This window comes from Qipengyuania flava (genome assembly GCF_019448255.1).
GTDB classification, from domain to species: Bacteria; Pseudomonadota; Alphaproteobacteria; order Sphingomonadales; family Sphingomonadaceae; genus Qipengyuania; species Qipengyuania flava_A.
In genome coordinates this window covers 1,354,322-1,380,779 of record NZ_CP080410.1, presented here as the reverse complement: position 1 = coordinate 1,380,779, position 26,458 = coordinate 1,354,322, and the positions used below count along the sequence as shown (strand labels likewise).

Here is a 26,458-nt window from a genome sequence, read left to right as displayed (position 1 = left end):
AGTGAATTAGCCACCCCACTTGAAGGAGAACGACATTGGCCGATCCCACCTACACCCCGCCCGAAGTCTGGACCTATGACGCCGAGAACGGCGGGCGCTTTGCCAGCATCAACCGCCCGACCGCCGGCGCGCGCGAAGAGAAGGACCTGCCGGTCGGCGAGCACGACTTCCAGCTCTATTCGCTTGCCACGCCGAACGGCGTGAAGGCGACGATCATGCTCGAAGAGCTGCTCGAAGCCGGCCATTCGGGCGCCGAGTACGATGCCTGGACGGTGAACATTGGCGAAGGCACGCAGTTCACCTCGGGCTTTGTCGACCTCAACCCGAACTCCAAGATTCCCACCCTGCTGGACCGCAGCGGAGCCGAGCCGGTCCGCGTCTTCGAAAGCGGTGCAATCCTGATGCACCTGGCGGAAAAGTTCGGCGCCTTCCTGCCGACCGATCACACCCGCGCCGAAGTGCTCAGCTGGTTGTTCTGGCAGGTCGGCAGCGCGCCCTTCATCGGCGGCGGCTTCGGCCACTTCTACGCCTACGCGCCCGAAAAGTACGAATACCCGATCAACCGCTACGCCATGGAAACGAAGCGCCTGTTCGATGTCGCCGACAAGCGCCTCGCCGAAACCGAATACCTTGGCGGCAAGGACTACACGGTTGCCGATATCGCGACGTTTCCCTGGCTGGCCCCCTTCGTCTTCGGCGGCATCTACGGCGAGGCGCGCACATTCCTGTCCATACACGAATACACGAACGTCGAGCGCTGGGTGAAGCAGATCGCCGAGCGTCCCGCCGTGCGTCGCGGCCGCATCGTCAACAAGACCTGGGGCGAAGAGGACGAACAACTCCTCGAGCGCCACTCGGCCGCCGACTTCGAAGGCAAGAAAATCTGACGCTCGTCGGGATTGGCTTGACACCGGCCCTCTCATGACATCCCCATAGGTTGCATGAGAGGACCCAAAACGTGACAGAGCCAATCCCGCCAGCGACCCGGCTGGAGAAGATCGGCTACGGGATAGGCGACCTCGCCTCGTCCTTTTTCATCAATTTTTTCAATATCTACCTGCTCTACTTCTTCGTGGAGCTGGGCGGCGTCGGGCCTGCCGCCATGGGCCTGATGTTGCTGTTGACCAAATTCTTCGACGCCGTGACCGACCCGGTCATGGGCGCCATCGGGGATCGTACGCGCAGCCGCTGGGGCCGCTATCGCCCGTACCTGTTGTGGGGCGCCGTCCCCTTCGGCCTCAGCGGTGCGGCGATTTTCGCGGCTCCCGAAATGTCCGGCAGCGGCATGCTGGTGTGGGCCTATGTCACCTACACGCTCACGATGATCGCCTTCACCGCGACCAACGTGCCCTACTCCGCCCTCATGGGGGTGGTCTCGCCCAACGCCGACACCCGCTCCTCCTTTGCCGCCTATCGCATGGTCTTCTCGGCCCTTGCAGTGGTGGCTGTCGCGGTCATCGCCACAACGCTGGTGCGCGAGCTTGGCGCGGGCGACGAGAGACGCGGCATCATGCTCACCATGTTCCTGATCGCAGGCGCCGGCACGCTTTCGCTGCTGATCGCCTTCGCCGCGAGCAAGGAGCGCATTCCCCCTGCGCCCACCAATGGGCGCGTGCGCGACGATATCAAGCTGCTCGTGCGAACCCCGGCCTGGATCGCTGTGGCCATCGCGGCGGTCCTCACGCCGGTCGCCCTCGCCTCGCGGGCCGGCAGCGCGCTCTTCTGGTTCCGCTATGTGGCAGGCGACGATGGCGGCCCGATCTTCCTGTTCCTTGACCGGATCGGGCTGTTCTACACCGCCTTCGCGCTCGGGCAGCTGGTTGGCGTGATCTTCGCGGCCGTCATGGCCAGGCGCTTCGACAAGGCGCATCTGCTCATCCTCGCCGGATCGATCGAGGTTGCGGCCATCACCATCTTCCACTTCATGCCCCTGGACGCGATCTGGCCGCAGACGGTGGCGCAGGTGTTTGTCGGGATTGGCCTCGGTATGATGATGATGCTGGCCTATTCGATGTTCACCGACATTGCCGAATACCTCGAGTGGAAAACCGGGCGCCAGATGACCGGTCTGGCCGTGTCCGGGGCGGTCTTTGCGATCAAGACCGGCGTTGCTTTCGGCGCGGCGCTGCCCGGCATGCTGTTTGCCCTCACCGGCTTCGAGGCGGGCGTCGTGCAGACAGAAGAAGCGAAGGCCGGGATCGACCTCGCCTTCGCCATCGTGCCGGCCGCGATCATCGTTCCGGCAGGCGCCGTCATGTTCTTCTACCGGCTCGACCGGCAGACCATCGCACGCCTCGAAAGCGAGCTGGCGGAGCGTCGCAAGCAATCCGTCTCACCCCCCTTCCCTTCCGCGCCCGAGACGTTATAGGGGCGCGCACCTGCTGGGGTGTAGCCAAGTGGTAAGGCATCGGTTTTTGGTACCGACATTCGCAGGTTCGATCCCTGCCACCCCAGCCATTCTTCTCCATCTTTCGGTTGCGACCTGAAACGCACTTGCTAGGCAAGGATGCGAGAGGAGAGACGCGTGAGCGAGCAGGACCCGGAACGCATTCCCGTTATTGTCGGTGTGGGCCAGATCAACGACCGGCCCGAGGACCCTGGAGACGGGCTCGACCCGATCCACCTCATGGTCGAAGCGCTGCGGCGGGCAAACGACGACGCCGGCGGCGGCTTGCTGGCCGATTGCGATTCCCTGGCGGTTGTCGCGCAGCTCGCCTGGCCGCAGCTCAATCCCGTTGATGAAGCCGTGGCCGAACTGCTCGGAATGGAGCCGGCCCATCGCATGCAGACCGCCATGCCCAATGGCGACAGCCCGATCCTGCTGCTCCACGAAGCCGCCAACCGGATCGCCCGCGGCGAGGCGAAGATTTGCGCCATCACCGGCGGCGAGGCGCTGCGCACCGCCGGCCAGCTTGCCGCAATGAAGAAGCGCGAGGATGGCGAGAAACCCAACGCCCTGCGCGATGCGAGCCACCGGGTGAAGAAAGGCTATGCGCAAAGCTACGGCCTCGTCGTGCCGACCGATGTCTACCCGCTCTACGAAAACGCAGGCCGCGCGGCCTATGGCCAGAGCCTTGCCGAAGGGCAGGCGGAAAGCGGCGCGATCTGGTCCGGCATGAGCGAGGTCGCCGCGCACAGCGAGGGCGCGTGGATCCGCAAGCCTGTCAGCGCGCAGGACGTGGTCACCCCGTCCGAGCGCAATCGGCCGATCGCCTTTCCTTACACCAAGCTGCAGGTCGCCAATTCATCCGTGAACCAGGGCGCAGGCTTTATCGTTGTCTCGCTGGCCGAGGCGCATCGCCGCGGCATTCCCGAAGACCGCATGGTCTGGCTCGGTCACGGTGTCGCCGCGCATGAAAGCGGCAATTTCCTCAACCGCGACCGCTACGACGCCTCGCCCAGCCTTGCGACCTCGATAGAGCGCTGCATGGAGCTGAACAGTGTGACCGCGGACGACCTCGCACATGTGGAGCTTTACAGCTGCTTCCCCTGCGTTCCCAAGATGGCCCGCCGCGTGCTGGGCTGGCCGCTCGACAAGCCCGCGAGCGTGTTCGGCGGCCTGACATTCGGCGGCGGACCGATCGGCAATTACATGAGCCATGCCGTCGTCGCGATGGTAGAGAAGCTGCGCGGCACTAAGGACAAAGGCCTGCTGTTCGCGAATGGCGGCTACGCGACGCACAACCACACGATCCTCGTCTCCGGCGCTCCCACCGGGGCGGTGTTTCCGCAGGACTTCGACTACCAGGCCGAAGCCGATGCCCGGCGCGGCGAGGTCCCTCCGCTGGATCAGGACTACACCGGCGATGCGACGATCGAGAGCTATACGGTCCACTACGGTCGTGACGGGACGCCCAAGTCCGGCGTGATCGTGGCCAAGACTCCGGACGGTGCGCGCACGCTCGCCAGCGTGCCGGGAAGCGATACTGCCATGATCGCGTTCCTCACCGACGGCGCGCTCGAACCGGTCGGCACGCAAGGGACAATTACCCGCGAAGGCGAAGAGCTGGCGGTCTGGTCGAACGCCTGAGGCTAGAACAAGAGGGCGCTGACGTTTTCGCCGGCCGCCAGCGCAGCTTGCCCGGGCGGGCAGCGGATCAGCCAGTCGGCGCGGGCAAGGCCGCCCTGCACACCGCTGTCCTGATTGCCGAGCGGGCGGAGGCCCCTCTCCATCCACTGCGCCCGCGCAAAAGTCTCGCGGTCCCCGGTTGCCGGCAGGGGCTCGGTCAGGAGCATACGCTTCCATTCGAGTGTTCCCTCACCGCCTTGGAGGCGCGCGAGCAAGGGCTGCAGGAAAAGGCGAGCCGTCACCATGGCGGAGGTCGGATTGCCCGGCAGGCCGAGCACCCAGACCTTGCCCACGCGGCCCAGCCACACCGGTTTACCCGGCTTGATCGCCACCTTGCTGAACACGAGCTCGAGCCCGTGGGCTTCGAACATGGGCTTGGCAAAATCATGCTCGCCAACCGAAGCGCCGCCAGTCACCACTATGAGATCGGCGCTCTCGACCAGTTCACCGGCCTGCCGCTCCAGCGCGGGCAGATCATCGGCGGCCCGATGGCGTTGGACCACGTGCCCGCCTTGCCCCGCAATCATCGCCTCGAGGCCAAGCGTGACGCTGTCTGGAATGGTGAAAGACGCCCGGCGGGCTTCACCCGGCGCGACCAGCTCATCGCCCGTTGCAAGCAAGCTCACGCGGGGAGATGCGTGGACGCTCAGCTTGGCGACATCACCCGACGCAGCGGCGAGCAAGGCCTTGCCATCAAGCCGCGCCCCCTTGGCCAGGAGCCGATCGCCTGCATTGAAATCATGCCCCATGCGGCGAATGTGACGTGACGGCCCATGCCCGTCCTCAAAGCGCACGGTGCCGCCATCCCGCAATGCGTACTCCTGGATGATCACGCAGTCCGCGCCTTCGGGGATCGGAGCGCCTGTGAAGATGCGAACCGCTTCCCGCGCCCCTAGCGCAGCTGTATGCGGCAGTCCCGGCCGGGCCTCGCCCGCCACAAGCAGCGTGGGCGCCTGATCGAGATCGGACAAGCGAACCGCGTAGCCGTCCATGGCCGAGACATGGGACCGTGGCGACGCGATCTGCGCGAAAACATCCTCCGCCAGCCACCGACCCGCCGCGCGATCGAGGGAAACGCGTTCTCGCCCCAGCGGGTCAACGCGCTCCTCAAGCAGCGCCTGCGCCTCGTCGAAAGCGATCATCCGCGCGTCCAGCTGCCCGACTTGCCGCCCTCCTTCGCGGTGACCTCGATGCCTCCGATTACCATCGTCTTGTCGACCGCCTTGAGCATGTCAAACAGTGTGAGACTTGCCACTGAAACCGCTGTAAGCGCTTCCATTTCCACGCCCGTCCGGCCTTCGGTGCGGACCGAGGCCTCGATTGCGAAGCCCGGTAGCATCTCGTCCATCGCGATGACGACCTCGACATGCGAAATGGGCAGCGGGTGGCACAGCGGAATCAGGTCGGATGTGCGCTTGGCGCCCATCACCCCGGCGAGCTCCGCCGTCGCGATAACGCTTCCCTTGGGCGTCTTGCCGGCCTTCACCAGATCGAGCGTTGCGGGCGCGCAGGTGAGCGTCCCCCTCGCCCAGGCTCGCCGCGCCGTGGCCCCCTTGTCGCCCACATCGACCATGCGCGCCTGCCCGGCTTCATCAATATGCGTCAGTTTGCCCACTTGGCGGATCCTCGATCCAGTTTCTGCTTGGACGCCTATCGAGCATGGCGTGGAGGTCGTGTCGAGGCCTTAACTCCCACCGGCCAGCGCACCGCGTGCGACTGTACTCGGTGTCAGAACGCAAAGCTCACCGCGCCGCCAAAGGTCCTCGGTTCGGAACGGAAGGTGTTGTAGCCGATGAAGCCATAGCCCGAGACCGCGTAGTCGCGGTTGGTCAGGTTGCGGCCCCAGATGCTCACTTCGATCCCGGGGCCGTCGAAAGCGAGGCTTGCGCGGCTGGCTAGGGTCAGTACATCGCCCTGGCTGCGTTCGATCAGGCCCGAAGGATCGAGGTAAAAGCGGCTGCGGAAGTTGCCGCTTGCGCTCAGCGCTAGCCGCGCTCCTTCGGAAACACGCGTTTCGTAACGCACACGGCCATTGGCCGAGAATTCGGGCGCGAAGGGCAAGGGGTTGCCGTCGAAGATGTCGGCGTTCCCTCCGATGGAGCTGTCCTGCCGAACGCGGGTACGGTTCCACACCGCGCCGACATCGAGGTCGAGCCCTGCCAGCGGGCTCCATCCAAGCTGCCCTTCGATCCCGTAGGACCGGGCGGCGTCAAGGTTTGAGAGGGAATTCGAAACGATTGTCGAACCATCGGGCAGCGCGAACTCGACGAAGATACGTGCCTGCGGATCCTGGTAGTCGTTGAAGAAACCCGCCAGCGCATAGCGCAACGCTCCGGTTCGTCCCTTGGCGCCGATCTCCACGGTTGTGACGGTCTCTGCGCCGAACAGCCCTTCGTCCGCATAGTGCAGCGCGTTGTTGGCGACCTCGCCGTTGAAGCCGCCCGACTTGTAGCCATTGGTAATCGAGAGGTAGAGGTTTGCGCCGCCAAGTGCGTAGCTGAGCGCCGCGTTGCCGCTCAGGCGTGTGGTCTCGATGCGGTTGGCGCCTTTGGCCGCGCCCAACCCATCACGGTTGTTGAAGGCGGTCACCCCGTCGCGGAAGATGTGCACCCCCTGCCCTTCGCCGCGAATGTCCTCATGCGTCAGCCTGAGCCCAGCAGTAAGGGTCAAACGGTTTGTCAGGTCGAATGTGTTGTAGGTGAATGCCGCCAGCGAGAGGCGGTCCTGCGCAATGTCGGTGACCAACGTCGACACCGGCGCACTGCTTGCGGGAGACGGCCCCACACGGCCCGGCGCGCCGACATAATTGCAGCTGCCGATGAGCGTCTGCGGGTCGAGCTCGCCGCACCAGATCGTGTAGCGTTGGCTGAAATCCTCAAGTGAGGCGGCAAGGCCGAGCAGCACGCTGGCCCCGCCAAACTTGCGGCTGAGGCGCAGTTCCTCGGAGAACTGTGCGAAATCGCGTGCGTAGGAAAGGTTGGCGTTGAGCGACGCAACACCGAACGGCGCCAGCGTCCCGTCAAAGTCGAAACCGTAGTTCTGGTCGTAGCCTTCGAACGCGGTGAGCGAGAACAGCTCCCATTCGCCAAGCTGCATCACGAATTCGGCGGACGCGCCATAGAAGGCGTTGTCGCTGTCCTGCACGCCATCGCCAGCGGACTGGATCTCGTGCTTGCCGAGATCGAGCGCGCTGTTGCGCGGCATGGTGTTGATGCCGCTGTCTTGCTCGAAATGGGCGCGCACAAGCAGACTGGGCCCGCCCCGATCGAGCAACGCCGACAGGCGCAGGCCGAACTCTTCGGTCTCGCCCCCGGCCTCTGGCGGGTCAGCAACATTATCGAGAACCGGCGAGCGCCGGACATAGGTGGTAGCAAGGCGCGCAAAGGCGCTCTCGCCGATTTCACCGCCAAAAGCGGCGTCGAGATCGAACCGGTCGAAATTTCCGTATCCGATGCGCGCGTAATTGGCGCCCTGGGCATCGGGACGGCGAGAGATGAGGTTTACTGCCCCGGCCGAGGCGTTGCGGCCGTAGAGCGTGCCTTGCGGTCCCTTGAGCACCTCTACCCGCTCCAGGTCGTAGAGCAGCGCGCTGGTCTGCACATTGGTCGCGAGGAAGACGCCATCCGAATAAACGGCCGCCGCGGTCGGGGTCAGCGCCTGGTGATCGACCGCACCGATCCCGCGGATCTGGAAGGCGACCTGCGTCCCATTGGCAACCGCCGCCTCCACTCCGGGCAGCAACTCGGCGAGGTCTTCCGCGCCCGTGAACCCCTGGGCCTGTTCGAGCTCGGTTGGGCCCAGAAGAAGAACCGAACCCGCCACCTTATCGATCGCGATGGGCTGGCGGGTCGCGGTAACGACAATGGTCTCGCCGGCGTCCGCTTCAGCGGGGGAGGAACTCTGCGCCGCGGCGCTGACAGGAACACACAAGGCGACCAGCGACAGGGCCGCGCAACCGGAGGATTTCATTCAGGATCTCATTGATGTCTCGCGCCGGGGGGCGTGGCGCCGTGGTCGGCTAGGTCCTTGTTCGACCGTGCGAAATCCGTTCGTCCGACTTCTCCACAGCGCGCAGCTGATCACCCCGCTACTGAAGCTCTAAATTCAAGCATCTGCGAAGATGAGATTTTCCATGAGTCCAGCGGTTGAACTCTGTGAGATGAAATGTCTGCCTAAGTGCGCCCCTTCGGCAATTCGATCCCGTCCTGAACAACGGCGCTTTTGCGCGAAGCCGCATAAAGCAGGAAGCCGAAGGCAACGAAGGCAAGCGTGGGAAGCACCGTGTCCCAAGGCACTTGCGAGAACAGCCACAGCACGAAGCAAATGGCGATCGCAATGATGATCAGCCAATGCGCGCCCATGCTCCCTCGAAGCCCGGCATCGTTGCGCCGCCACATGACGATAAGCGCGGTGATGCTCGATGCGAACAGGATCTGCTCGACGCTCACCATCAGCGTCGCGAGAAGCGTAAAGCTGCCCGACAAGGCAAGCAGGGTAACCACCATTCCATAGGCTGCGATGGCGGCAATCGGCGTCTCGAAGCGAGGGGAGACGTAGGCCAGGAAATGCGGCATCAGCCCTCGCCGCGCCATGCCGTAGGCGATGCGCGGAAGGGCGACGAACACGTTCAACTGGAACGTTGCGACCGAGAAAATCGCGGCAACGCTAATCATCAGCGTACCTGCCGGACCCATGGCCTTTTCAGCAGCGGCGGCCAGCGGCGTGTCCTGATTGGTCGAATCGGCACCGATCGCGATGTAGGCCCACATCACCAATGCGTAGATGACCGCCACCCCGCCAAGGTTGAGGAAGATAGCACGCATCAAGGTCTTGCGGGGTTCCTTGGTCTCGCCGGCCGCGGCGACCGCTACATCCGCGCCCGAAAACGCGAAGGCCAGCAGGAGCGCGATGGTTTCAAACTCGGAAAACACCGGAAGACTGACTTCGGTCGGAAAGCCGTTCTGTGCAAAGCCGAGCAGGCAGAGCAGCAAGAGCGGCGCCAGCTTGAGGACGGTGCCGAGCTTGATCGCCCCGATGGAGCGGCTCGTGCCGCTGATGCTGATCGCAGTGAACAGCAGGATCAGCGCTGCGATCGTTGCCAGCCGTACGACGGGATCGGCGAAGAAAGGAAAGACCGCCGTTAGATAGGACACGAGCACGTGAAAATTGGCCGATGCGCCAATCATGTTGGTCACGAGCGCGAGCCATCCTGCCTGGAATCCGATGGCGGGCCCGAAGGCGTGTTGCGCGTAGAGCTGCGCCCCGCCCGACTGCCGGAAGATCGTCGACAGCTTGGCGATGACCGCCATGACGCAGCCGTAGAAGCAGGCGAACACCAGCAAGGCGTAGGGCGCAAACGTACCAGCGGCGGCGAAGAGCAGCGCTGGCAGGGCGAAAATGCCCGAACCGACCACGGCGTTGAGATTGATGACGACGGCGCCCGCGAGGCCTATCGCGCGTGGCGGCTTCTGGTCATACCCGATAGTCCGTCCCCCCATAGGACACGACCCCAGAGCATGAGGCTAGGCCAAACATGGGAAGTGTAAAGAGATTTCGCGCCGCCCTCGACGGCGTCGGCTACTCCGGCTGCGGTTGCTCCGCCGCGCCCCCCATGGGCACCACGCGAAGGATCCGGCTCGTCAAATCCGGCTCTTCGGTCAGCAGGTAGAGGTAGCCGTCGGGTCCTGTTCGCACGTCCCGGAAGCGGACGTCGAGCTCGCCGAACAGTTCACGCTGTTCGCCAAGCGACCCGTCGGCGTTCATGTCGACATGGCGCACATGGCGCAGCGCCAGAGCGGACAGGAACAGATCCCCCTGCCAGTCCGGAAACGCCTCCCCCGCGTATTGCGCGAAGCCCGATGGCGCGATGGAGGGGGTGAAATGGACCAGCGATTGCTCGGTCCCCTCGAGCGCTTCGAAGGGCGAGACGCGCCCGCCCGAGTAGTCGAGCGCATAGGTCACGGTCGGCCAGCCATAATTCGCGCCGCGGGTGATGTGGTTGATCTCGTCGCCGCCTGCCGGGCCATGCTCGTTTTCCAGCACGCGGCCATCTTCTGTGAGGATGATCCCCTGCGGGTTGCGATGGCCGTAGGACCAGATCTCCGGCAGCGCACCATCCTGGTCCACGAAGGGATTATCCGCCGGAACGCTGCCATCGTCGTTGAGGCGCACGATCTTGCCGAAATGATTGTCGAGCTCCTGCGCTTCTTCCCGGAAGTGGAAGGCATCGCCAACCGGCATCAGCAGCGTGCCGTCGGGCAAGAAAACGAAACGCGCGCCGTAATGGTTGCCCTGGATGCGCGCAGGCGACGCCGCGAAAAGCTGCTCGCCGTCGGTCAATTCGCCATCGCTATAGCGAAAGCGCATCAGGAACAGCGTGTTCTCGCCTTCCCCGGCCTTTCCGGCGAAGGAGACGTAGAAGAGGCTGTTCTCGGCAAATTCGGGATGCAACACCACGTCGAACAGGCCCGCCTGCAGGCCATCGCCGTAATGGACATCGGGAAAATCGCCATTGTCGTTGAAGTCGCGAACTAGCCGCTTTGCGCCATCCGCGCCGACCAGCAGGAGCTTTCCGGTACGCTCGGTCACCAGCATGTCGCCGTCGGGCAGGAATGCGAGCGACCATGGGTGATCGAGACCTTCCGCAACCGTCTCTATCGCGTACTCGATCTCGCCTGCATCGACGCGCCCGGCGAGCTGGCTGGTCTTCTCGCCCGCATCCGATGCGCCCTGGTTCGAGCATGCAGCCAGTAACAGGCTGGCCGTAATTCCCAGCATTGACGGAAGCAGGCGCATCGGGATTCCTCTTGCAGTGCTCGAAGAGGTATCCAGCGATTGCCGGGCTTTGTCTACCTCATCCTCTGGACTTGATGGCAGCGGCGTAGCATCAAGCACCCTACGGATAAGGGAAGACCGCAAATGACGATACTGCGCTGGATTGTCGCTCTGATAGCCGCCGCACTTGGCACCTATGTGCTGGGCGTAATCGTCAACTCGCAATTCGTGATGAACGCGCACGGCGTGCCGATCAGCGTCTCGGACCGGCTCAACATGACAGCCTTTGACGTGTCCAACATGTATCTCTATTTCGTCATCATCTTGGTGACGTTTCTGCTCGGATTCCTGATTGCGACCGTGGTCCGGCGCTTCCTGCCGGGCCTCGCCCGCGTGGCCTATCCGGTAGCCGGTGCTGCGGCTATTGCGACGGCTCTGGGTCTCATGTGGATGCAGTTCCAGACTGTCCCCATCAGCGGCGCGCGCTCGACAGCGGGCTTCCTCGCGCAGGTCCTTGCCGGAGGCGTCGGCGGATGGATCTTCGCAAAGATCGCCGGGCAGCGCGCAGGCGCCGCGAATTGACTGCAGAAGGTCATGGGATTTGGTAGCGGAGGAGGGACTCGAACCCCCGACACGCGGATTATGATTCCGCTGCTCTAACCACCTGAGCTACTCCGCCCCAAAGAGGCTTGCCGGGGCGCGTTGGGTGGAACCGCCCGCTCGGCAGGCGGCGCATTTAGGGCGATGCGGGCACGCGGTCAACCGCGCAATTACGCCTCGCCAGAGTTTTCTTGACCACCGCCCGATGCAGCGTCGTTCATGCGCCGGACCTTGGCCGCAAGACCGCGGTTCAGCGCGTGCGTCAGCGCTGTATCCACCTCGGGCACCGCGCGGGCGTATTGGGCCAGAGCATCGCGGTCGAAGGTCGCAATGCGCGAGCGTTCGGCAACAATTGCCGTGGCCGACGCGGTCTGGCCCGAAACAAGGCTCATCTCGCCAAGGAACTCCTCTGCGCCGCACAGGCCCACGGTCTTCCCATCGCATTCGACCCGCGCCGATCCGCGCGCGACGTAAACGAGCGGCGGATTGGTCTGCCCCTGGGTCATCAGCACCTCGCCCTCCTCCACATCGCGCCACTCCATGAGATCGCGCAGGCGCTGCTGGCGCGCAGGGTCCTCGATGCCAAGCATGCGATCGAACAGGCCGAGCTCTTCCTCCAGCATGGATCCGCGCTTGGCCCGGCGCCGCAACACAGCGATCTGCACTGCGTTCACCGCGACGAAGAAGAAGGTGACGATTGCCCACACAATCTGCCCGCCAAGGATAGAGTGCCCCAAGGCGCCCAGACCAGCCACCAGGAGGGCGTAGCGCATGCGCCGGATCGATGTCGCCGCCATGGCGACGATCGCGACCAGAGCGGCCCCGTAGATCAACATGCTCGACAGCGAGTCCATGGCTTCTCCCCCCAAAAGCTCTGCAGCGTGTTATGGCGCGCCTTTTCCCCGAAATGCAAACGCCTTTACCGGCTCCCACGGCCCGCCCCGGTAGCGGAAGAGCTCTATCCCGCGAAAGGCGAAGGCCTGCGGCGCGATCGTCCCGGCAAGGGCTGCCTGCAACGCCTTGGCTTCCTTGCCCGTAACCTTGTTCTGGATCGTCACATGGAGCCGCGGGATGTGCTGGTCCTGCTGGGTCAGCATTCCGCGGAAATGCTCGGCGATCATACTGCGCAGGGCGAGCATATCGGGGCTATGGAGCTTGATCGCGGTACCCCCGCCAAGCGGCATGAGCCCTTCGACCTGTCCGGCAACGGGCGCGAACTCGGTGGCGAGCCGCTTCAAGTGCGTCAGCGCCTCGCCTTCGCACATCGCGGGCAGCGCGTGGAACAGCGTGACATGCGCTTCAAGGTAGTTGCGCTCAGGCGGGAAATGCGCCGTCCGCAGGGCGGTGAAACGGGCGTGGAGATCGCGCGGCAGTTGCGCGGTAACGATCAGCGGAGCCTCGCCCGCGCTGCTCACATTTCCCCGCGCTGGCGGCGTATTTCGAACCACTTGGCAACCGCCCGGTTGTGCTCTTCCAGCGTTTCGGAAAAAGCATGCCCGCCAGTGCCATCCGCCACCATGTAGCGCGCGCTGGTCTCCGCCGGATCGAGCACTGCAGCTATCGCCTCGCGCCCCGGGTTGGTGATCGGGCCCTTGGGCAGCCCGACCATGGTGTAGGTGTTGTAATCGTTGATTGCGGCGATTTCCGACTGGCGAATGCGTCGCCCCAGCGGCTTGCCCTTGGTGATCGGGTAGATGATCGTCGGGTCGGCCTGGAGCAGCATGCCGTCCTTCACACGGTTGGAATAGAGCCCGGCGACCATGCGCCGTTCGCTGGGCTTGCCGGTTTCCTTCTCAACGATGGAGGCAAGGATGACGGCATCGCGCACATTGTCGACCGCAATGTCCGATGCGCGCTTGGGCCAGGCTTCGGCGAGGTAGTTCTGCATAGCCGCCTGCATCCGCGCGAGCACCGCCGCGCGTTCTTCGCCGCGCTCGAAATCGTAGGTGTCGGGAAGGACCGAACCCTCGATCGGTACGGGAATCTCGCCGGTCAGCAGCTCCTCGGCCATCAGCCGTTCGTGCACGAGGATCGACGGCATGCCTTCGGGAATGGTGACGAAGCGCCGGATGACATCGCCGCTCTGGAAAATCTGCAAGATCGAAGCGTTGCTCGCGCCTACGGGGAGCAGGAACTCGCCCGCCATGATCGGATCGGACGAGCCGAATATCTTGGCGCGCAGCAGGAAACCGTCGGCGCTGCCGATCAGCCCTTCGTCTTCCAGCTTGGAGGCAACCGAGGTGAGGCTTGCGCCGGAAGGCACGATGAAGTTCGTGTCCTCCTCGACATCCGCCTCGCCCCACCAGCCGGTCAGGAACCAGATCGCGCCAATCGCAAGGACCAACGCAAGGACGCCCGCAAGGAGGCACCCGGCCTTCTTCACCTTAGTCGACCTTCTTGACGATCAGCGAGGCGTTGGTGCCGCCAAAGCCGAAGCTGTTGTTGAGCGCGGCCTTCACCTCGCGCTGCTTCGCCTTGAGCGGTACGAGGTCCACGCCTTCGGTGCCGTCGTCCGGGTTATGGAGGTTCAGCGTGGGCGGAACCACCTGGTCGCGGATGGCGAGGATGCAGAAGATGGCTTCGACCGCACCGGCGCCGCCCAGAAGGTGGCCGATGGCCGACTTGGTCGAGCTCATCGATGCGCCGCCCAGATCATCGCCCAGCACGCGCTTCACCGCGCCCAGCTCGATCGTGTCGGCCATGGTCGAGGTGCCGTGGGCGTTGACGTAATCGATGTCGCCCGGTTCCATCCCGGCCTTCCTGAGCGCCATGCGCATGGCCAGTTCCGCGCCCTTGCCTTCTGGGTGCGGAGCGGTGACGTGGTAGGCGTCGCCCGACAGGCCGTAGCCCACGACCTCGGCGTAGATCTTCGCGCCGCGCGCCTTGGCGTGCTCGTATTCTTCCAGCACCACGACACCGGCGCCCTCGCCCATGACGAAACCGTCGCGGTCCTTGTCGTAGGGGCGGCTCGCCTCGGTCGGGCGGTCGTTCATGCTCATGTTGAGCGCGCGCGCCTGGGCAAAGCCGGCCACGCCCAGCGGGTTGATGGTGCTTTCCGCACCGCCCGCCAGCATCACGTCGGCATCGTCGAGCGCGATCATGCGCGCAGCATCACCGATCGAGTGTGCGCCGGTCGAACAGGCGGTCACGACAGCGTGGTTGGGCCCCATGAGGCCGTATTTGATCGAAACCTGGCCGCTGATGAGGTTGATCAGGCGGCCGTGGACGAAGTGCGGGCTGACACGGCCGGGGCCGCGTTCGTGAAGGACGATCGATTCGCTCTCGATGCCCGGCAGGCCGCCGATGCCCGAACCGATCGACACACCGGCACGCTGCTTGAGCGCATCGTCCATCTCGGCAAGGCCGGCGTCTTCGAGCGCCTGGCCAGCGGCGTCGATACCGTAGACGATGAACGGATCGACCTGGCGCTGCACCTTGTGGTCGACGCGCTTGTCCGCATCGAAGCCCCAGGGGTGGTCTTTCGCCTTAACCTCGCAGGCGATCGTCGCCTTCTGGTTCGAGGCGTCGAAACGGGTGATCTGCCCCGCTCCGCTTTCACCCGCGATCAGGTTCTTCCACGAGGTTTCGACATCGGCGCCCAGGGGGGTGACGAGGCCAAGTCCGGTAACGACCACACGACGCATGCTATTCTCCGCAAAAAGACAACAGGCCCGGCCCAGTTAGCGGGTCGGGCCTGTCCGAACCCGCGCGCTGGCGGGCATGAAGGCAGCTGGGGCTTAGCCCTTGTGCTCTTCGATGTACTTGGTTGCGTCGCCGACGGTGGTGATCTTCTCAGCCGCGTCGTCGGGGATTTCCACGCCGAATTCTTCTTCGAAGGCCATCACCAGCTCGACGATGTCGAGGCTGTCTGCACCGAGATCATCGATGAAGCTGGCTTCCTGGGTGACCTTGTCGCCTTCGACACCGAGATGCTCGACGACAATTTTCTGCACGCGGTCGGCAGTATCGCTCATTTTTATCCCTCTCGAAAAATGGGGGTTATGGAATTGCCTGTCGCCCTAATGAACGGAGCGCCCTTAGGCAAGTGCAACCGGCCGGACCACATGTGGGAAGCCCGGCCGGGAATGTGAAGGTGGGCCGGTTTACTGCCCGCCGCTCTGGTCGACCCGTGTGGCTTCCGCACCCTGGGGCTTGGGAGCCTCCACCGTGCGGATGTGCACATCGCGCAGCTGGCGCGGGCTGACGAGCGACGGAGCGCCCATCATCAGGTCCTGCGCCTTCTGGTTCAGCGGGAAGGCGATCACTTCGCGGATGTTCGGCTCGTCGGCGAGCAGCATCACGATACGGTCGATACCCGGGGCCGAGCCGCCGTGCGGCGGTGCGCCCAGCTTGAACGCCTCGATCATGCCCGAGAAGTTCTCGTCGACGTCGGCCTGGCTGTAGCCGGCGATTTCGAAGGCCTTGTACATGATGTCCGGGCGGTGGTTACGGATGGCGCCGCTGGACAGCTCGTAGCCGTTGCAGACGATGTCGTACTGCCAGGCGAGGATATCGAGCGGGTCCTTGGTTTCCAGCGCTTCCATCTCGCCCTGCGGCATCGAGAAGGGGTTGTGGCTGAAGTCGACCTTCTTCGCCTCTTCGTCATACTCGAACATCGGGAAATCGACGATCCAGCAGAACTTGAAGCAGCCCTCCTCGATCAGCTCGAGTACCTCGGCAACACGGGTGCGCGCAGCGCCGGCCAGCTTGGCGGCATCCTTCTCCTTGCCCGCTGCAAAGAAGAGGCCGTCGTTTTCGCCAAGGCCGAGCTCGGCATAGAGCTTTTCCATGCCTTCGGTGCCGTGGTTCTTGGCGATCGGGCCGCCGAACTCGCCGCCCTTGCGGGTGACGTAGCCAAGGCCGGCAAAGCCTTCCTTGCGCGCCCACTCGTTCATCTCGTCAAAGAACTTGCGGCTCTTTTCATGGGTGTTCGGAGCCGGGATCACGCGGACCTTGCCGCCGGTGCCGACGATCTTCTCGAACAGGCCGAAACCGCTCTTCTCGAAGTGATGCGTCACGTCGCTGATGATCAGCGGGTTGCGCAGGTCGGGCTTGTCGGTGCCGTACTTCAGCATCGCTTCGGCGTAAGGGATGCGCGGGAATTCACCGGCAGGCGTCACGCTCTTGCCGTTCGCGAATTCCTCGAACACGCCCGCGAGGACCGGTTCGATCGCCTGGAAGACATCTTCCTGCGTCACGAAGCTCATCTCAAAGTCGAGCTGGTAGAATTCGGGGCTGCGGTCGGCGCGCAGGTCTTCGTCGCGGAAGCAGGGTGCAATCTGGAAGTAGCGGTCGAAACCGGCGACCATCAGCAGCTGCTTGAACATCTGCGGCGCCTGCGGAAGCGCGTAGAAGCGGCCCGGATGGAGACGGCTCGGCACGAGGTAATCGCGCGCACCTTCGGGCGAGGACGCGCCGAGGATCGGGGTCTGGAACTCGCTGAAGCCCTGGTCGGTCATGCGACGACGCAGGCTGGTGATCACCTGGTTGCGCAGCATGATGTTCTTGTGAACGCGCTCGCGGCGCAGGTCGACGAAGCGGTACTTGAGACGCGTTTCTTCCGGATAGTCTTCCGCCGAGTTCACGATCAGCGGCAGGTCATCCGCGCGGCTCTGCACGCTGACATCGCGGGCGAACACTTCGATCTCGCCGGTCGGCAGGTTCGGGTTCACCGCCACATCGGCGCGCGCCTTGACCGTACCGTCGATCGTGACAACCGATTCCAGCTTGATCTTGTCGAGGATCGGCAGCGCCGGGCTGTCTTCGTCGGCAACGATCTGCGTGATCCCGTAATGGTCGCGCAGGTCGACGAATAGGACGCCGCCATGGTCGCGCTTGTTATGCACCCAGCCCGACAGGCGAACGGTTTCGCCGACATTGTCCTTCGTCAGCTGTGCGCAGTTGTGGGTACGATAGGCGTGCATCTAAAATCTTTCCATTTTCGGAGCTATGGCGCTAGGGGCGCGTCGCGCGCTCCTCTAGCAGGAAACGCGCGCGCTAACAGGGCACCGGCGGGTTTTTGTCAAGGCTTGCGACGGCGCTGTGAATCTGGGCCATCGGGCCCGAGGGCGGCACTCCGCCCCGACCAAGAATTGAGAACGATGAAAATACACGACCTAATTACCGAGACCGAACCGCTCGCCGAACTGTGCGAGCGCCTGGCGAAAAGCGATTTCGTCTGCGTCGATACCGAGTTCATGCGCGAGAACACCTATTGGCCGGAACTGTGCCTGGTGCAGATCGGCAATGAGGAAGAAGCAGCCGCGATCGATCCGCTGGCAGACGGCATCGATCTGACCCCCCTGTGGGACCTGATGTGCGAAAACGAGGACGTGCTCAAGGTCTTCCACGCAGGCGGGCAAGACGTTGAAATCGTCTATAATTTCACCGGCAAGACTCCGCACCCGATCTTCGACACGCAGATCGCGATGATGGCGATCAGCCAGTCCGAACAGATCGGCTATGCAAACCTCGTCGAAAGCTGGCTCGGCTTCCCGATCGACAAGGGTGCGCGCTTCACCGACTGGAGCCGCCGCCCGCTTACGGAGCGCCAGATCGAATACGCCATCGGCGACGTCACCCATCTGGCGAATATCTTCCCGCGCATCCTCAAGAAGCTGATCAAGACCGGCCGCGGCGCCTGGCTCGATGCCGAGATGGAAAAGCTCGCCGATCCGGAAAACTATGCCAACGATGCGGGCAAGGCCTGGCAGCGCATCCGCTCGCCGGGCCGCAACCCCGCCGTGCTCGGCCGCCTCAAGGCACTGGCCGCCTGGCGTGAGAGCGAAGCGCAGCACAAGAACATCCCGCGCGGCCGCATCATGCGCGACGAGACGCTGGCCGATATTGCCAGCCATCCGCCCAAGAAACAGCCGGACCTGACCAAGGTGCGCGGCCTGTCGAATGCGTGGAAAGACAACGACATAGGCAAGCGCCTGATGAAAGTGCTCGAAAAGGCCGAGCCACTTTCAAAGGACGAGATGCCCGACAAGCCGAAACGCGGCGCGCCGCTCGGCAAGGAAGGCGCGCTGGTTGCCGACCTGCTCAAGCTGCTGCTCAAGATCCGCGCCCGCGAGATCGACGTCGCCGCTCGCCTGCTGACCAAGGCCGACGAGATGGAAGCGCTTGCGGCCGGTGTGCGCGACCTCAAGATTCTCGAAGGCTGGCGCTACGACGTGTTCGGCAAGGACGCGCTGGAACTGGTCGAAGGCCGCCTCGCCTTTGCGGTGAAGGACGGGCGATTGCTCATGACCCATGTCGACGAGGTTCATGCCGGCATGGTCGAATCGCAGGCGGCGGAATAGGCCTCGCTGCGTGAGCACCTACCTCCCCACCCTCAAGCAGCTCCAGTACCTCGTCGCTCTTCACGAGCACGGGCACTTCGGCCGCGCTGCGGAGGCGAGCTTCGTATCCCAGTCGACCTTGTCGGCAGGGATTCGCGAACTGGAATCACTGCTCGGCGTCACGCTGGTTGAGCGCAGTCGGCGCGTCGTCCGGTTCACCGCGCTCGGCAACCAAGTGGTGGAAAAGGCCCACCGCATCCTGCGCGAAGCGGAAGAGCTGGCGGATCTCGTGCAGGCCGCGGGCAAACCGCTTGCCGGGCAGTTGCGCATGAGCGTGATCCCCACGATCGCGCCCTTCCTGCTGCCGCGCTTCCTGCCGCGCCTGCGCAAAGAACGTCCCGAGCTACAGCTCTTCCTGCGGGAAGAGACCAGCCAAGATGCTGTGGAATCGCTCCAGCATGGACGGGTCGATTGTGTGCTGCTGGCGCTCCCCTTCGCCACGGGGGAAGTCGAGAAAGCGCATATCGCCGACGACTCGCTCTATGTTGCCTTCCCGAAGGACGATCCGCGCGATCCGCCCGACACGGTCCCGCCCAGCATGATCGACGAGGGACGCCTGCTCCTGCTCGAAGACGGGCACTGCCTTAAGGACCATGCGCTGGCGGCCTGCAATCGCCCCGAAATGCGCGCCTCTGCCACCATGATCGGCACCAGCCTGCACACGCTGGTCCAGATGGTCGACAACGACCTTGGCCTGACCATGCTGCCCAAGATGGCCGTGGACGCCGGGATCCTAACCGGAACCGAGGTCGTCGCGCGGCCGCTCAAGAGCAAGACCGCGACGCGCGAGATTGCGCTGATCTGGCGCAAGAACTCTCCACGGCGCGACGACTTCGAATTGCTGGCCGAGGAATTGCGGGCTGGGTGAGCGGAAACCTCCGGGCAACTATAGTGTGAATCATTGCGGGACACAGCCTCTCGCGCCCCTTTGCAAAACCCTCGCGGCAGCTAAACGCTGACCATGGTCTCAACGCTCGACATCACGCTCTTTGAAGCGGCCAACCAATTGGCTGGCCGGAGCTTCACGCTCGATGCGTTGATGGCGCTCGCGATGGAAAACCCTGTGATCAAGGGCGGGCCGCTTGCAGCCTGTTTCCTCTTTGCATGGTGGCACCGCGCCGATGACAAGACTCAGGCGCGCCGCCGCGCCACCTTGCTGGTGACGCTGGCCACTCTCTTCCTGATCGCGCCGCTCATGAAAGTCGTTTCGACCGCGACCGACATGTCACCCCGTCCGCTGGTCATGGCGGAGCAGGTCGTGATGTACGAAGACGGCGCGCTTCATGTTCAACCGCGCGTGGCGTACACGCCGCCCGCTACAGGCCTCGCAGCCCGTCTGGCGGCCGATGCGCGCGCGGGCCGCGTTGCGAATAACGATCTTGCCTCCTTCCCGAGCGACCACGCCGCCCTGTTCGTCGCCTTCGCGGTGGGCATTTTCCTCGCCACGCGCTCGGCCGGCATCTTCGCGCTGGGCTGGACTTTTCTAGGCATCCTGCTTCCCCGCGTGGCGACCGGAATGCACTGGCCAAGCGACATGGCCGCCGGCGCTCTGGCCGGACTTGTCATCCTGGCCGTGACGGTCCTTGTCGCGCGCGGGCCCGCCAGAGGGCTTGTCGATCGGGTCGCTGCTCTTGCAGACCGGCACAGAGGATGGGCCCAGGCTGCCCTGTTCCTCCTCCTCGTCGAAGCGGCGAGCGCCATGGAAACCCTCCAGCGCCTGGTCGAACTCGTTATCGGGATACTTACGCGATGAGAGCTCTTGCTGCCCTCGCCTCCCTCACGCTTGCCGCTTGCTCTGCGCCGGGCGACGAAGCCGCCGTGGTCCTTTACGACCGGGGCTACGCGCTGGAGACCGTGCTCGAAACCGCGGATGGCATCACCTCGCCCGATGGCCTTCTGTGGCATGAGGGGAGCCTCTACATCGCAGACGAAGGCGGCTCCGCCATCCGCAAATGGGACGGGCGGCAGCTCACCACCCTGGCTGATGCCTCCTCCGGGCTCATGTCGCCCGAAGACTTGCGGATAGCGAGCGACGGGCAGCTTTATTTCACCGACGACAGCGCAGGCGGGCTGTGGCGTGTGTTGCAGGCCGGCGGAGCGGAGCGCGTTGCCGCTGGCGCGATCCTTGCCGGTAGCGAGGGAATTGCAGTTGATCCCGAGGGCGGCGTCGAGGTCGGAAGCGGCGAATCCGAGCGCATCCTCCGTGTTCTGCCAACAGGTGAGACCGAACCGTTCCAAGGCCGCCGCTGGGGCGTTGCCAAGCCGGAAAGCATGGTTCGCGCTGCGGATGGATCGCTGCTGGTGGCCGATAACCGGGAAGATCGCCTAATCCGAATTTCCAGCGCGGGCGCGATGCGCGAACTTTCCATCCCTGCGGACCTTTCGCCTGAGTCGATCGCGCTTGCCGGCGACGTCCTGTGGATCACCGACAGCCACAATGGCCGGCTCTACCGGATGGAGCGCGACCAGCCCCCGGAAACCGTGGCGCTGTTCCTTGGCGACTTCGCCAACATCAACGGTGTCGCCGCGACTGCTGAAGGAACGATCTACGTCTCGATCCAGTCCGATCTCGACGCTGGTGAAGGCTATATCGTCCGGCTCGTTCCCGGTTCTGTGGCAGGGGCCTCGAGCCCGTGAACGCGCCCGTCCTCGTCTTCGGTTCCGATACAAACGCCTTTCTGGGCACCGTGCGCTCGCTCGGTAGGGCTGGCGTTCCCGTCCATTCTGCCGGCTGCGACGCGCACATGCCGGCGTCATCGTCCCGCTACATCGTCGCCGACCATGAGATACCGCTCTACACAGGCGACGGCATGGCCTGGGTCGAGCGCATCAAGGCGCTTATCGAGCAGCACGGCTTCTCCCTTCTCGTACCGACCAGCGACGCCTCGATCGCGCAACTGGCGGCCCACCGCGCCGATTTGGGCGAACATCGGGTGGCGGCGCCGAGCGACGCCACGCTGGAGATCCTGGTCGACAAGGGCGCCACACGCGAGGCGGCGCGTAAGTTGGGCGTGCCCACCGCGTCCGGTCGCCTGTCGAGCGCCCCGCATGACGCGGATCAGCTCGCACACGAACTGGGGCTTCCGCTGATCGTGAAATCGCCACGCTCCTATTCGCTCGGCGAAGCCAGCCAGAAAACCGGCGTTGCGCTGGTTGAGAGCCGCGAGGAGATCGCCGATGCACTTTCCGGCCGGGAGACCGCGCTCGTAGAAGGATTCCTGCCCGGTTTTTGCCGCGGCGTATCGGTGCTCGCCAAGGACGGAGAAGTCCTGCAAGCTTTCCAGCACAAGCGCCTTCGCCAGGAACACGCGACAGGCCCGAGCAGCTGGCGTGTTTCGGAAGACCTCGACCCCGCCCTGCTGGAGGCGTCACGCAGAATCGTCGCACACTCAGGCCTCACCGGGGTCGCGATGTTCGAATACCGCTGCAACGACGAGACCGGCGAGTTTGCGCTGCTCGAAGTGAACCCGCGGTTCTGGGGCTCCATGCAACTCGCCGCCGATGCAGGTGCGGACTATCCGGCGCTCCTCCATGACATGCTGATCGAAGGGCAGGTGCCCGGGAAGCGCTTCGATTTTCCGTCAGGCCTGCAAAAGCGCTCTGTCTGGGGAGAATTTGACGCGCTATCGCAGGCATTCGAAACCGCCGGCGGGGGGCTTGAGAGAATCGCCTTCATGAGGCGGCTCACGCAATTCCTAGGTGCGCTGGCCAAGCGCGAAGGGTTCGACAGCTACGCAAAGGACGATCCGGAGCCCTTCGAGCGCGAGCGAGCGCAGGTTCTCGGGCGCTTCCGCTCGCGTATTACCAACAATGCCCCGATCGGCGGGCGAACGACGAGCCGCGACCGGTGAGCGACCCTTCCGGAAAGAAGACCGGCGACGTGTACCGCGGCGCGGCCTTGGCCGTAGCCCTTACATGGAGCCTTCGCGCCATCGGGCTGGTTTCGGTCTTCATCCTCGCCCGGCTTCTTACACCGGCGGATTTCGGCGTTGTCGGGCTGGCGATGACGGTGGTCGCGCTGGTCGAGACTTTCTCGTTGCTCGGCCTGCGGCAGACACTGCTGCGCATGGAAGCGCCCACGCGGGACTATTACGACACCGCGTGGACGATCCAGTTCATCATCTTCGCCGTGCTCGCCCTGGTGCTTCTCGCCATCGCCGAACCTGCTGCGGCATTCTATCAGGAACCGCGGGTCGAGCCTGTCATCCATGCCCTGTCGCTGCGCTACGTCATGCTCGGCCTGACCAATATCGGCGTGGTCGAATTCGACCGAGAGATGGACTTCGGACGTGATCTCAAGATGCGGGCGAGCGCGCGTATCGTTTCCTTTATCGTAACGGTGGGCCTCGCGCTGACGCTACGCAGCTACTGGGCGCTGGTTGCCGGGATGATCGTCCAGTCACTGGCGCTCACCGCGCTCTCCTATGTCATGCAGCCCTTTCGCCCCCGCTTCTCGCTCGCACGGCGTGCGGAGATGCTGGCCGTTTCCTTGTGGATCTTCGTCGGCACCGCCGCGCAGATCGTCTATTCGCAGGTCGAACGCATCGCAGTCGGCCGCACAGCCGAAACGGGCGCTGTTGGTGCCTTTGCGGTGAGCAAGGACGTTTCGAACATCCTCACGCAGGAAATCGCGACCGCGCTCAACCGGGTAACTTTCGTGCAGACGGCCCGCAGCGGCGACTTCAAACAGCAAGGCGAGCGCATTGCCCGATCGCTTGGCGGCTACGCCATGATGGCAGCGCCGATGGGGTTCGGCCTCGCGGCGGTCGCAGCCAGCTTCATCGCAGTTTTCCTCGGCGATCAGTGGGGGGCGGCGGTCACGCTGGTGATGCCGATCGCCACGGCGAGCGCGCTGATGGCCGTCTACAAGCTGATCGCGTCCTCGCTTCAAGCCGGGGGCTTCGAGCGGACATCGGGGATAATGAGCCTTTCGGGGCTGGCCGTCCTCGTCCTGGCGGTTGCTCGCACAGCGCAGCAATCGGGCTCGCCCCTTGCCATTGCGATGGTAGGCCTCGCGGTCACCTTTGGGCTGCTCGTCGCCGGGATCTTCGTGATAGCCTGGCGCTCGCGGAGCTCTGCCTGGCGGTACTTGGCAGCCGTTGCGCGGCCCTTCCTCGCCGGCGCAGCCATGTTTGCCCTCTTGCAGCGATTGCCGGGGCTCTCGCCCACACCCCTCTTCGAGCTTGCCTGGCGCGGCCCGCTCGGCGCTGTGATCTATTTTGCCGTGCTGGGCCTGCTCTGGCTGGCCAGCGGCAGGCCGAACTCCGCAGAGGCGGAACTGGGCCGTTTCGTAAAGCGGCGCCTGACGCGCGCCTAATCCATGTGCTTGAGACCGACCCTCAGGTAATCCCATCCGGTAATCACCGTCAGCACCGCCGCTGCCCAGAGCGTGGCAAGCCCGACCGTGTGCGGCACATTCGCTTCCACCGTGCCGATCATGACCGTCCAGCCCGGAAGTCCCTGGCCGCCGATCAGCGAGCCCAGCGAGACCATCTGGAAGGTCGTCTTCCATTTCGCGAGCTTCGACACGGGCACCGACACCTGGAGCGGGCCGAGAAATTCGCGCAGGCCCGAAACGGCAATCTCACGCGCAAGAATGATGAGCCCGGCCACCACATGGGCATCGCCCACATAGGGCCCGCGCAGCACGCCCTGCGCCGCCAGCACGAGGATGACGGAGGCGACCATGATCTTGTCGGCAATGGGATCGAGGAAAATGCCGAGCTTCGAGACCGTACCGCTGGTGCGGGCGAGGTAGCCGTCGAAATAGTCGGTGATGCCCATCGCGCAGTAGAGCGCGAAGGCGAGCAGATAGCCCGTCTCCCAACCCGGCCACCACAGGAAATAGGCGAGCAAGGGAATCGCGAAAATGCGCGTCAGCGTCAGTATGTTGGGCAGCGTCAGCATCTTGGGCGAACGCCCTAGCGGTATTCGGCCTGTCGCAAAAGCCGCTCATTGGCCTTGTCCGCGACCGCGTTCTCTCTAGAGTCGCGAGCGAGAGAATGGGATTTTCCCCGGGGGGTCATGCTTACATCCACGCATCTGCTCAGCCGCAGGCGTTTCCTGCCGCTGTTCGTCACGCAGCTTTTCAACGCCTTCAACGACAATCTCTACAAGACCACCATGGTCCTGTTCGTCGTCTACGCGGTGTACAGCGACCCGGCGACCGAAGCGAGCTTCAGCGGGCTGGCCTCGGGCCTGTTCATCCTGCCGTTCTTCATCCTTTCGGCGCTGGCCGGCCAGCTTGCCGACATGCGCGACAAGGCGAAAATCATCCGCACGGTGAAGCTGTGCGAAATCGGCCTGATGATAATCGGCGCGACCGGGCTCTACATGGCCTGGCAGGGGATCATGGTGAACACGGTGGCGATCCCGCTGCTGCTGCTGGCGCTGTTCCTGACCGGCGTGCAGTCGACCTTCCTCGGCCCGATCAAATACGCGATCCTGCCCCAGCACCTGAAGAAGGACGAAGTGCTGGCCGGCACCGGGCTGGTCGAAGCCGGCACCTATATCGCCATCCTTGCCGGGACCATCCTCGCGGGCCCGCTGGCCGTCGACTACACCGGCTGGGCCGCCATCGGGATCATCGTCACGGCGTGCATCGGCTACCTCGTCAGCCGCCAGGTGCCCCCCGCCCCGCCCATGGGCGAGGTCGAAAAGCTCGACTGGCACATTCTGCGCGCCTCGGTGAAGCTGGTGCGCGACACGATGCATAACGCGGAAGTCTATTACGCCATCCTCGCCATCAGCTTCTTCTGGACCATCGGGGCGGTGCTGTTCATCCAGTTCCCGCCGCTGGCCAAGAACACGATCATGGCCAGCCCCGAAGTCGCCAGCCTGTTCCTCGTCGTCTTCTCGATCGGTGTGGCGATTGGCTCGGTGGCCGTGAACGCGCTGCTCAAGGGCAAGGTGTCGGCGCGGTATTCGCCCGTTTCGGTGATCGTGATGGGCCTCTTCGTGGTGGCCTTCTACGTGGTCGCCAAGATCTGGGAATCCGACCAGCCGGACACCCTGCTCGGCGTGACCGAGTTCCTCGCCTGGCCCATGGCGACAGTGCTGCTACTCTGCCTGCTCGGTATTTCGGTGGCGGGCGGCATGTTCGTGGTCCCGCTCTACGCCTTCCTCACCACGCGCGTTTCGCCCGACAAGGCCTCGCGCACCATTGCGGCGAACAACATCGTCAATTCCGGGGCCATGGTAGGCGGCTCGCTCGTCGCCATGGCGCTGAGTGCGGCGGGTGTGCCGATTACCGAACAGGTCCTGCTGTGCGCGGCGATGTGCCTGTTTTCGGCATGGCTGGGCAAGCGCCTGATCGCGGCCGAGAAAGAGGCGGCCGAACAGGCCGCCGCGGCAGGCGCGTAAGCGTCAGACGATAAAGGCGAGAACCGCCGCGACCGTTGCGAAATAGGTCGTCGCGACCCCGCGGACGTCGTCCGCCGTCAGCCGCCAGTCGATCGTACCGCTCGCCGGAAGGTCCGCAAATTGGCTGCGGCGCTGCGGCAGGCTGGCACGGAACCAGTGGCGTGCGGCTTCGCTGGTAAGGACTAATGCGCGTCTCATGATGACGGGTTAACGCTTTTTTAACGCTTTGGTATCCTTTGCTCTTGCGTCTGTCCCCGGATGGCACGGTTTTCCCGATATTAACCATGATGGCTGCGATTGCGCCGCGTCA

General features: G+C 64.2%; 24 protein-coding genes and 2 tRNA genes. 12 read left to right on the top strand and 14 right to left on the bottom strand.

Annotated elements, in window-relative coordinates; translation table 11 throughout:
- The first annotated feature begins 35 nt into the window (after positions 1 to 35).
- From yghU to KUV82_RS06805, 4 genes are all read left to right on the top strand, one after another.
- Positions 36 to 887: a glutathione-dependent disulfide-bond oxidoreductase gene (gene yghU / locus KUV82_RS06820; protein WP_219956111.1), complete on the top strand. Its 852-nt coding sequence runs from the start codon at positions 36 to 38 to the stop codon at positions 885 to 887.
- A 71-nt stretch (positions 888 to 958) separates the two neighbouring features.
- Positions 959 to 2,368 carry an MFS transporter gene (locus tag KUV82_RS06815; protein ID WP_219956110.1) on the top strand — a complete coding sequence of 470 codons (1,410 nt, stop codon included), beginning with the start codon at positions 959 to 961 and terminating at the stop codon, positions 2,366 to 2,368.
- Between the two features lie 14 nt (positions 2,369 to 2,382).
- Positions 2,383 to 2,457: transfer RNA gene (locus KUV82_RS06810), tRNA-Gln, on the top strand.
- Between the two features lie 67 nt (positions 2,458 to 2,524).
- On the top strand, positions 2,525 to 4,030 hold the full coding sequence (locus KUV82_RS06805) for an acetyl-CoA acetyltransferase (RefSeq protein WP_258319873.1): 1,506 nt from the start codon (positions 2,525 to 2,527) through the stop codon (positions 4,028 to 4,030).
- 2 nt (positions 4,031 to 4,032) lie between these two features.
- Here KUV82_RS06805 and KUV82_RS06800 read toward each other — a convergent pair whose 3' ends face one another.
- The 5 genes from KUV82_RS06800 to KUV82_RS06780 all read right to left on the bottom strand — a co-directional run bounded on the left by KUV82_RS06800 (position 4,033) and on the right by KUV82_RS06780 (position 10,864).
- The gene (locus tag KUV82_RS06800; RefSeq protein WP_219956108.1) at positions 4,033 to 5,211 is read right to left on the bottom strand and encodes a molybdopterin molybdotransferase MoeA; all 1,179 of its coding nucleotides are present in this window, start codon (positions 5,209 to 5,211) and stop codon (positions 4,033 to 4,035) included.
- A complete protein-coding gene (gene moaC, locus KUV82_RS06795; RefSeq protein WP_219956107.1) occupies positions 5,208 to 5,684 on the bottom strand; it encodes a cyclic pyranopterin monophosphate synthase MoaC in 477 nt (158 codons plus the stop codon). The genes KUV82_RS06800 and moaC overlap by 4 nt, the downstream gene beginning before the upstream one ends.
- 113 nt (positions 5,685 to 5,797) lie before the next feature.
- Positions 5,798 to 8,038 (bottom strand): TonB-dependent receptor, encoded by a 2,241-nt coding sequence (locus KUV82_RS06790; protein ID WP_219956106.1) that lies wholly within the window; start codon positions 8,036 to 8,038, stop codon positions 5,798 to 5,800.
- Between the two features lie 203 nt (positions 8,039 to 8,241).
- Positions 8,242 to 9,567 (bottom strand): APC family permease, encoded by a 1,326-nt coding sequence (locus KUV82_RS06785; protein WP_219956105.1) that lies wholly within the window; start codon positions 9,565 to 9,567, stop codon positions 8,242 to 8,244.
- A gap of 79 nt (positions 9,568 to 9,646) precedes the next feature.
- A complete protein-coding gene (locus KUV82_RS06780; RefSeq protein ID WP_219956104.1) occupies positions 9,647 to 10,864 on the bottom strand; it encodes a PQQ-dependent sugar dehydrogenase in 1,218 nt (405 codons plus the stop codon).
- Between the two features lie 123 nt (positions 10,865 to 10,987).
- Here KUV82_RS06780 and KUV82_RS06775 point away from each other — a divergent pair, with 123 nt between their 5' ends.
- Entirely contained in the window at positions 10,988 to 11,425 is a 438-nt protein-coding gene (locus KUV82_RS06775) for a hypothetical protein (RefSeq protein WP_219956103.1), read from the top strand.
- A 20-nt stretch (positions 11,426 to 11,445) separates the two neighbouring features.
- Here KUV82_RS06775 and KUV82_RS06770 read toward each other — a convergent pair.
- From KUV82_RS06770 to aspS, 7 genes are all read right to left on the bottom strand, one after another.
- A tRNA-Met gene (locus tag KUV82_RS06770) sits at positions 11,446 to 11,522 on the bottom strand.
- Positions 11,523 to 11,613: 91 nt separating this feature from the next.
- On the bottom strand, positions 11,614 to 12,297 hold the full coding sequence (locus KUV82_RS06765) for a Crp/Fnr family transcriptional regulator (protein WP_219956102.1): 684 nt from the start codon (positions 12,295 to 12,297) through the stop codon (positions 11,614 to 11,616).
- A gap of 30 nt (positions 12,298 to 12,327) precedes the next feature.
- Positions 12,328 to 12,858, bottom strand: coding sequence for a 2'-5' RNA ligase family protein (locus KUV82_RS06760; RefSeq protein ID WP_258319872.1), 531 nt, complete (start codon positions 12,856 to 12,858; stop codon positions 12,328 to 12,330).
- Positions 12,855 to 13,826: an endolytic transglycosylase MltG gene (gene mltG / locus KUV82_RS06755; protein WP_219956100.1), complete on the bottom strand. Its 972-nt coding sequence runs from the start codon at positions 13,824 to 13,826 to the stop codon at positions 12,855 to 12,857. The genes KUV82_RS06760 and mltG overlap by 4 nt, the downstream gene beginning before the upstream one ends.
- 1 nt (position 13,827) lies before the next feature.
- Positions 13,828 to 15,087: a beta-ketoacyl-ACP synthase II gene (gene fabF, locus KUV82_RS06750; protein WP_219956099.1), complete on the bottom strand. Its 1,260-nt coding sequence runs from the start codon at positions 15,085 to 15,087 to the stop codon at positions 13,828 to 13,830.
- A 93-nt stretch (positions 15,088 to 15,180) separates the two neighbouring features.
- A complete protein-coding gene (locus KUV82_RS06745) occupies positions 15,181 to 15,417 on the bottom strand; it encodes an acyl carrier protein (RefSeq protein WP_219956098.1) in 237 nt (78 codons plus the stop codon).
- Between the two features lie 129 nt (positions 15,418 to 15,546).
- Complete coding sequence (aspS, locus tag KUV82_RS06740; protein WP_219956097.1) at positions 15,547 to 17,367, bottom strand: aspartate--tRNA ligase; 1,821 nt, start codon at positions 17,365 to 17,367, stop codon at positions 15,547 to 15,549.
- A 177-nt stretch (positions 17,368 to 17,544) separates the two neighbouring features.
- Here aspS and rnd point away from each other — a divergent pair, with 177 nt between their 5' ends.
- The 6 genes from rnd to KUV82_RS06710 all read left to right on the top strand — a co-directional run bounded on the left by rnd (position 17,545) and on the right by KUV82_RS06710 (position 24,103).
- On the top strand, positions 17,545 to 18,747 hold the full coding sequence (gene rnd, locus KUV82_RS06735; protein ID WP_219956096.1) for a ribonuclease D: 1,203 nt from the start codon (positions 17,545 to 17,547) through the stop codon (positions 18,745 to 18,747).
- 10 nt (positions 18,748 to 18,757) lie between these two features.
- The gene (locus KUV82_RS06730) at positions 18,758 to 19,654 is read left to right on the top strand and encodes a hydrogen peroxide-inducible genes activator (RefSeq protein ID WP_219956095.1); all 897 of its coding nucleotides are present in this window, start codon (positions 18,758 to 18,760) and stop codon (positions 19,652 to 19,654) included.
- A gap of 93 nt (positions 19,655 to 19,747) precedes the next feature.
- Positions 19,748 to 20,539 carry a phosphatase PAP2 family protein gene (locus KUV82_RS06725; protein ID WP_219956094.1) on the top strand — a complete coding sequence of 264 codons (792 nt, stop codon included), beginning with the start codon at positions 19,748 to 19,750 and terminating at the stop codon, positions 20,537 to 20,539.
- Positions 20,536 to 21,423, top strand: a complete 888-nt coding sequence (locus KUV82_RS06720) for an SMP-30/gluconolactonase/LRE family protein (protein ID WP_219956093.1) — start codon at positions 20,536 to 20,538, stop codon at positions 21,421 to 21,423. The genes KUV82_RS06725 and KUV82_RS06720 overlap by 4 nt, the downstream gene beginning before the upstream one ends.
- Positions 21,424 to 21,596: 173 nt before the next feature.
- Positions 21,597 to 22,637 carry an ATP-grasp domain-containing protein gene (locus KUV82_RS06715; RefSeq protein WP_219956092.1) on the top strand — a complete coding sequence of 347 codons (1,041 nt, stop codon included), beginning with the start codon at positions 21,597 to 21,599 and terminating at the stop codon, positions 22,635 to 22,637.
- The gene (locus tag KUV82_RS06710; RefSeq protein WP_219956091.1) at positions 22,634 to 24,103 is read left to right on the top strand and encodes an oligosaccharide flippase family protein; all 1,470 of its coding nucleotides are present in this window, start codon (positions 22,634 to 22,636) and stop codon (positions 24,101 to 24,103) included. Before KUV82_RS06715 ends, KUV82_RS06710 begins: the two co-directional genes overlap by 4 nt.
- Here KUV82_RS06710 and pgsA read toward each other — a convergent pair.
- Positions 24,100 to 24,693, bottom strand: coding sequence for a CDP-diacylglycerol--glycerol-3-phosphate 3-phosphatidyltransferase (gene pgsA, locus KUV82_RS06705; protein WP_219956090.1), 594 nt, complete (start codon positions 24,691 to 24,693; stop codon positions 24,100 to 24,102). The two genes, KUV82_RS06710 and pgsA, sit on opposite strands and share 4 nt — an antisense overlap.
- A 117-nt stretch (positions 24,694 to 24,810) precedes the next feature.
- Here pgsA and KUV82_RS06700 point away from each other — a divergent pair, with 117 nt between their 5' ends.
- Positions 24,811 to 26,148 (top strand): MFS transporter, encoded by a 1,338-nt coding sequence (locus tag KUV82_RS06700; protein WP_219956089.1) that lies wholly within the window; start codon positions 24,811 to 24,813, stop codon positions 26,146 to 26,148.
- A 3-nt stretch (positions 26,149 to 26,151) separates the two neighbouring features.
- On the opposite strand, the gene KUV82_RS06695 is transcribed toward KUV82_RS06700, so the two are convergent.
- Positions 26,152 to 26,346: a hypothetical protein gene (locus KUV82_RS06695; protein WP_219956088.1), complete on the bottom strand. Its 195-nt coding sequence runs from the start codon at positions 26,344 to 26,346 to the stop codon at positions 26,152 to 26,154.
- Positions 26,347 to 26,458 lie beyond the last annotated feature (112 nt).

What these genes read in the sequence shown, in the direction of transcription:
- KUV82_RS06800 (WP_219956108.1), bottom strand. Translation starts at nt 5,211, where the DNA reads ATGATCGCTTTCGACGAGGCGCAGGCGCTGCTTGAGGAGCGCGTTGAC.
- pgsA (WP_219956090.1), bottom strand. Translation starts at nt 24,693, where the DNA reads ATGCTGACGCTGCCCAACATACTGACGCTGACGCGCATTTTCGCGATT.
- KUV82_RS06720 (WP_219956093.1), top strand. Translation starts at nt 20,536, where the DNA reads ATGAGAGCTCTTGCTGCCCTCGCCTCCCTCACGCTTGCCGCTTGCTCT.
- KUV82_RS06775 (WP_219956103.1), top strand. Translation starts at nt 10,988, where the DNA reads ATGACGATACTGCGCTGGATTGTCGCTCTGATAGCCGCCGCACTTGGC.
- fabF (WP_219956099.1), bottom strand. Translation starts at nt 15,087, where the DNA reads ATGCGTCGTGTGGTCGTTACCGGACTTGGCCTCGTCACCCCCCTGGGC.
- KUV82_RS06700 (WP_219956089.1), top strand. Translation starts at nt 24,811, where the DNA reads ATGCTTACATCCACGCATCTGCTCAGCCGCAGGCGTTTCCTGCCGCTG.
- rnd (WP_219956096.1), top strand. Translation starts at nt 17,545, where the DNA reads ATGAAAATACACGACCTAATTACCGAGACCGAACCGCTCGCCGAACTG.
- aspS (WP_219956097.1), bottom strand. Translation starts at nt 17,367, where the DNA reads ATGCACGCCTATCGTACCCACAACTGCGCACAGCTGACGAAGGACAAT.
- KUV82_RS06695 (WP_219956088.1), bottom strand. Translation starts at nt 26,346, where the DNA reads ATGAGACGCGCATTAGTCCTTACCAGCGAAGCCGCACGCCACTGGTTC.
- KUV82_RS06785 (WP_219956105.1), bottom strand. Translation starts at nt 9,567, where the DNA reads ATGGGGGGACGGACTATCGGGTATGACCAGAAGCCGCCACGCGCGATA.
- KUV82_RS06715 (WP_219956092.1), top strand. Translation starts at nt 21,597, where the DNA reads ATGGCCTGGGTCGAGCGCATCAAGGCGCTTATCGAGCAGCACGGCTTC.
- KUV82_RS06745 (WP_219956098.1), bottom strand. Translation starts at nt 15,417, where the DNA reads ATGAGCGATACTGCCGACCGCGTGCAGAAAATTGTCGTCGAGCATCTC.
- KUV82_RS06790 (WP_219956106.1), bottom strand. Translation starts at nt 8,038, where the DNA reads ATGAAATCCTCCGGTTGCGCGGCCCTGTCGCTGGTCGCCTTGTGTGTT.
- KUV82_RS06765 (WP_219956102.1), bottom strand. Translation starts at nt 12,297, where the DNA reads ATGGACTCGCTGTCGAGCATGTTGATCTACGGGGCCGCTCTGGTCGCG.
- KUV82_RS06780 (WP_219956104.1), bottom strand. Translation starts at nt 10,864, where the DNA reads ATGCGCCTGCTTCCGTCAATGCTGGGAATTACGGCCAGCCTGTTACTG.
- KUV82_RS06725 (WP_219956094.1), top strand. Translation starts at nt 19,748, where the DNA reads ATGGTCTCAACGCTCGACATCACGCTCTTTGAAGCGGCCAACCAATTG.